This window comes from Streptomyces sp. NPDC058375 (assembly GCF_042723425.1).
GTDB classification, from domain to species: Bacteria; Actinomycetota; Actinomycetes; order Streptomycetales; family Streptomycetaceae; genus Streptomyces; species Streptomyces durocortorensis.
In genome coordinates this window covers 1-5032 of sequence record NZ_JBHXJG010000374.1, presented here as the reverse complement: position 1 = coordinate 5032, position 5032 = coordinate 1, and the positions used below count along the sequence as shown (strand labels likewise).

At 71.8% G+C, this 5032-nt stretch carries 5 protein-coding genes; all 5 read left to right on the top strand.

All coding sequences use genetic code 11. The features are described from left to right. Positions 1-174 precede the first annotated feature (174 nt). The 5 genes from ACFWM7_RS33520 to ACFWM7_RS33500 all read left to right on the top strand — a co-directional run bounded on the left by ACFWM7_RS33520 (position 175) and on the right by ACFWM7_RS33500 (position 4994). Positions 175-1242 carry a S1 family peptidase gene (locus ACFWM7_RS33520; RefSeq protein WP_383268082.1) on the top strand — a complete coding sequence of 356 codons (1068 nt, stop codon included), beginning with the start codon at positions 175-177 and terminating at the stop codon, positions 1240-1242. 239 nt (positions 1243-1481) lie between these two features. Next, positions 1482-2030, top strand: coding sequence for a GNAT family N-acetyltransferase (locus ACFWM7_RS33515; RefSeq protein WP_383268079.1), 549 nt, complete (start codon positions 1482-1484; stop codon positions 2028-2030). Between the two features lie 305 nt (positions 2031-2335). Further along, positions 2336-2464, top strand: a complete 129-nt coding sequence (locus ACFWM7_RS33510; RefSeq protein ID WP_010056400.1) for a hypothetical protein — start codon at positions 2336-2338, stop codon at positions 2462-2464. Between the two features lie 125 nt (positions 2465-2589). Then, on the top strand, positions 2590-3633 hold the full coding sequence (locus tag ACFWM7_RS33505) for a 3-isopropylmalate dehydrogenase (protein WP_383268077.1): 1044 nt from the start codon (positions 2590-2592) through the stop codon (positions 3631-3633). A gap of 257 nt (positions 3634-3890) precedes the next feature. Continuing rightward, entirely contained in the window at positions 3891-4994 is a 1104-nt protein-coding gene (locus tag ACFWM7_RS33500; protein ID WP_383268074.1) for a branched-chain amino acid aminotransferase, read from the top strand. The last annotated feature ends 38 nt before the right edge of the window (positions 4995-5032 follow it).

The following is a 5032-nucleotide window of genomic DNA, read 5'->3' as shown; positions in this document are numbered from 1 at the left end:
CCTGAGCACCGCCCCCCGACCGGCCCCCCTGCCGGCCGGGGGGCGGTTCCCATGTGCGCTCCGGTACGGGGCTGTCGGCGGGCCCCCGGGTCACGCGGTCTTGTGGTTTAGGTAATGGGCATGTCAAATTCCTTCTCGGTACGTCCCCACGCGTCACCCGAGAAGGAGCCCCCCATGAGACGCAACTCCCGCGCGCGCATCGGCGTTTCCCTGCTGCTCGTCGCCGGCGCCCTCGGCCTCGGAGCCGCCCCCTCCACCGCCGCCGACACCCCCTCGCCCGCCCCCTCGGCGATCCCCGCCCCGTCCGCGTACGCACTCGACGCCAAGGTCGATCGCGCGCTCGGCGCCGCCACCGCCGGAACCTACCTCGACGCGAAGACCGGGAAGCTGGTCGTCACCGTCACCACCGACCGGGCCGAGGAGCAGGCCCGCGCCACCGGCGCCACCGTCCGCCGGGTGGCCCGGAGCGCCGCCCGACTCGACGCCGCCATGGGCACCCTGGAGGCCGAGGCGAAGATCACCGGCACCTCCTGGGGCGTCGACCCGCGTACCAACCGGGTCGCCGTCGAGGCCGACTCCTCCGTCTCCGCCCGGGACATGGCCCGCCTCGAAGCGATCGCTGAACGGCTCGACGGCGCGGTCGACATCAAGCGCGTCCCCGGTGAATTCCGCCGCGAGGTGCTGGGCGGCGGCGCGATCTACGGCGGCGGCAGCCGCTGCTCGGCCGCCTTCAACGTCACCAAGGGCGGGGCCCGCTACTTCGTGACCGCCGGGCACTGCACCAACCTCTCCGCCAACTGGTCAGCCAGTTCCGGCGGTTCGGTCGTCGGTGTCCGGGAGGGCAGCAGCTTCCCGACCAACGACTACGGCATCGTCCGTTACACCGACGGCTCCTCGCCCGCCGGAACCGTCGACCTCTACAACGGCTCCACCCGGGACATCACCTCCGCCGCCAACGCCGTCGTCGGTCAGGCGATCCAGAAGAGCGGCTCCACGACCAAGGTGACCAGCGGCACCGTCACCGCCGTCAACGTCACCGTCAACTACGGTGACGGGCCCGTCTACAACATGGTCCGCACGACCGCCTGCTCGGCCGGCGGCGACAGCGGCGGCGCGCACTTCGCCGGATCCGTCGCCCTCGGCATCCACTCCGGCAGCTCCGGCTGCTCGGGCACCGCGGGCTCGGCCATCCACCAGCCGGTGACCGAGGCGCTCTCGGCGTACGGCGTGACGGTGTACTGAGCCGCCGACGCTCTCGTACCGCAGGCAACCGATGCCCGCCCGGACCGCCGATCGCCTCGGTCCGGGCGGGTCACCCCGTGTGCGGGCGGGTCACACACCGGTCCGGGCAGACTTATCCGCGTGCGGGCGGATCACGCCCCGCTCCGGGCAGGCTTATCCGTGTGCGGACAGGTCACGCCCCGCTCCGGGCAGGCTTATCCGTGTGCGGGCAGCGGCCCCCGCGCGCGAGGATGGGCCCTATGACCGAGCCCGCCGTGCGTACCGCCCCCACCTTCGAGCTGACCGCCGCCGAGCGCGCGGAGATCCGCGACCTGCTCGACGCCGCCTTCGAGGGCGACTTCGCCGACGAGGACTGGGAGCACGCCCTCGGCGGCGTCCACGCCCTGATCCGCGACACGGACGGCCTCCTGGTCGCCCACGGCTCCGTCGTCCAGCGCCGCGTCCTGCACACCGACCGCTCCTACCGCGCCGGTTACGTCGAAGGCGTCGCCGTCCGCGCCGACCACCGTCGGGGCGGCCTCGGCCACCGGATCATGGCCGCCCTGGAGCACGTCATCGACGCGGCCCACGACTTCGGGGCCCTCTCCGCCTCTGACGCGGGAGCGGCGCTCTACGCCGCGTGCGGCTGGCAGCTCTGGCCGGGCCGGCTCACCGCCCTCGGCCCGGACGGCCCCCTCCCGCTCCCGGAGGAGGAGGGCAGCACGTACGTCCGCCCGGCAGCCGGACACCCCCTGCCCGCGCCCGCCCACCCGCTGGCCTTCGACTGGCGGAACGGCGACCTCCTGTGAGTCGACGGACTTCCTCCAGGGCTGTGACCTGCGACGATCCAAGAGGCCGTCTCAGATAGTAGGAAGTCCGACTAACTGTGGAGACAGGACGGCCCGACTGTCCTAACTTGGTAGAAGCCGAACGCATCGCTCGATCGAGCGACCGGCGGATGGTGGCGCACGCCCGAAGCAGGCAACCCCTGCCGCGTACGCTCCCCGCCCCTTCCGGCGCCTCGATATCCGATCCCGCTCCCCACCGCCGCGCGGCGCTGAGCCGCCCGCGCCGGTGCCACGCGATCTCAGGAATCTCAAGGAGTCGATCCATCATGGCCGAGACCACTGTCCGCCGCGTCCGTCACACCTCCCGCCAGGCCGAGGCCGAGCGCCGCAATGCCGCCGCCGCCCTCCAGCGCGCTCTGGACCGCCGCGACAACGGCGGCGAGACCGGTCACTGAGCCGCGCCCGCAGCCGTATTCCGCCCGCCCCGCCGCACCACCCACCCCGCCCCGAACATCCGCGCGTCCGTCCATATGGTGGACGTCGGATGTCATGGGGTGGGACGCACCGTTAGGCTTCCGGCATGTCTCGCAGCATCGATCTCGCAGTGATCCCCGGTGACGGAATCGGCCAGGAAGTCGTGGCCCAGGGTCTCAAGGTCCTCAACGCTGTCCTCCCGCAGGATGTGAAGCTGGAGACCAAGGAGTACGACCTCGGCGCCCAGCGCTGGCACCGCACCGGCGACACCCTCCCGGACGCGGAGCTGGAAGCCCTCAAGAACCACGACGCCATCCTCCTCGGCGCGATCGGCGACCCGTCCGTGCCGTCGGGCGTCCTGGAGCGCGGGCTGCTGCTGAAGCTGCGTTTCGCCTTCGACCACTTCATCAACCTGCGCCCCTCCAAGCTCTTCCCGAACACCGCGACCCCGCTCGCCGGCCGCCCCGACATCGACTTCGTCGTCGTCCGCGAGGGCACCGAAGGCCCGTACACCGGCAACGGCGGCTCGCTGCGCACCGGCACCCCCGCCGAGGTCGCCACCGAGGTCAGCCTCAACACGGCGTACGGCGTCGAGCGCGTGGTCCGGGACGCCTTCGAGCGCGCGGCCGCCCGACCCCGCAAGAAGCTGACGCTGGTCCACAAGAACAACGTCCTCGTCTACGCCGGCCACCTGTGGAAGAACACCTTCGACAAGGTCGCCGCCGAATACCCGCAGGTCTCCACCGACTACCTGCACGTCGACGCCGCGACGATCTTCTTCGTCACCCAGCCGGAGCGCTTCGACGTCATCGTCACCGACAACCTCTTCGGCGACATCCTCACCGACCTCGCCGCCGCCGTCTCCGGCGGCATCGGCCTGGCCGCCTCCGGCAACATCAACCCGACGGGCGCGTTCCCGTCGATGTTCGAGCCGGTCCACGGCTCCGCCCCCGACATCGCGGGGCAGGGCAAGGCCGACCCGACCGCCACGGTCCTCTCCGTCGCCCTCCTGCTGCGCCACCTCGGCTACGACACCGAGGCCGCGCGCATCGAGGACGCCGTCTCCGCCGACCTCGCGGAGCGCGACGGTGCCGCCACGCGGACGACCGACGAGATCGGCGACGCCCTCGCGGTACGCGTAGCGAGCTGACCCGACGACTCCACTTCGAAGCCGCCGGGTCGCACTCAGCGCCCGGCGGCTTCACCTGTGCGGCCCCCGGGTGCCACCATCGACCCCTGGACCGCATTCCCACCATTTCGTGCCTGGCCCCCCGCAAGAGATAATCGAACGCGGGGCCGTGGCTCGCGGTGAAGCTCGGACGCCTTAGCACCTGACCGGAAAGCGTCGGGCGGATGCGGGCGTGGGCGCGGTCCATCACACACAAGACCGGTGAAGGACACGCACTCATGACGACGCCCACGATCGAGCTCAAGCCCTCCTCGAACCCGCTGTCCGACGCGGAGCGCGAGGCGATCCTGGCCAACCCCGGATTCGGCCGGCACTTCACCGATCACATGGTGACGATCCGCTGGACCGAGGGCCGCGGCTGGCACGACGCCGAGCTGGTCCCCTACGGCCCGCTGTCGCTGGACCCGGCCAACATGACCCTGCACTACGCGCAGGAGATCTTCGAGGGGCTGAAGGCCTACCGCCAGCCCGACGGCACGGTCGCCTCCTTCCGCCCCGACGCCAACGCCCGCCGCTTCCAGCGCTCCGCCGCCCGGCTCGCCATGCCCGAGCTGCCCGTCGAGACGTTCATCGCGGCCTGCGACGCGCTGGTCCAGCAGGACAAGGCGTGGGTTCCGGCGCATGGCGGCGAGGAGTCCCTCTACCTGCGCCCGTTCATGATCGCCACCGAGGTCGGCCTCGGCGTGAAGCCGGCCAACGAGTACCTGTTCCTGGTCATCGCCTCGCCCGCCGGCGCCTACTTTCCCGGCGGGGTGAAGCCGGTCTCCATCTGGCTCTCGGAGAACCGCGTCCGCGCCGTCCCCGGCGGCATGGGCGACGCCAAGACCGGCGGCAACTACGCGGCCTCCCTCCTCGCCCAGGCCGAGGCCGCCGCGCACGGCTGCGCCCAGGTCGCCTACCTCGACGCGGTCGAGCACAAGTGGGTCGAGGAGCTCGGCGGCATGAACCTCTACTTCGTGTACGCCCAGGAGGACGGCTCGAAGAAGATCATCACGCCCGCCCTCACCGGCTCCCTCCTCGCGGGCGTCACCCGTGACTCCCTCCTCAAGGTCGCCCGCGACCTCGGTTACGGCTCGGAGGAAGGCCGCGTCTCCATCGACCAGTGGCGCGACGACACCGCGAAGGGCACCCTCGTCGAGGTCTTCGCCTGCGGCACCGCCGCCGTCATCACCCCCGTCGGCCTGGTGAAGTCCGAGGGCGGCGAGTGGACCCAGAGCGAGGGCGAGCCCGGCGAGGTCACCTTGAAGCTGCGGGAGCGCCTGCTCGACATCCAGCGCGGCGTCATCGAGGACACCCACGGCTGGATGCACCCGCTCGGCTAGGACGTCCCGCCCATGTACGCACCGGCCCCCGCCCGCAT

Coding starts and splice junctions, on each gene's coding strand:
- ACFWM7_RS33500 (WP_383268074.1), top strand. CDS start 3,891: ATGACGACGCCCACGATCGAGCTCAAGCCCTCCTCGAACCCGCTGTCC.
- ACFWM7_RS33515 (WP_383268079.1), top strand. CDS start 1,482: ATGACCGAGCCCGCCGTGCGTACCGCCCCCACCTTCGAGCTGACCGCC.
- ACFWM7_RS33510 (WP_010056400.1), top strand. CDS start 2,336: ATGGCCGAGACCACTGTCCGCCGCGTCCGTCACACCTCCCGCCAGGCC.
- ACFWM7_RS33505 (WP_383268077.1), top strand. CDS start 2,590: ATGTCTCGCAGCATCGATCTCGCAGTGATCCCCGGTGACGGAATCGGC.
- ACFWM7_RS33520 (WP_383268082.1), top strand. CDS start 175: ATGAGACGCAACTCCCGCGCGCGCATCGGCGTTTCCCTGCTGCTCGTC.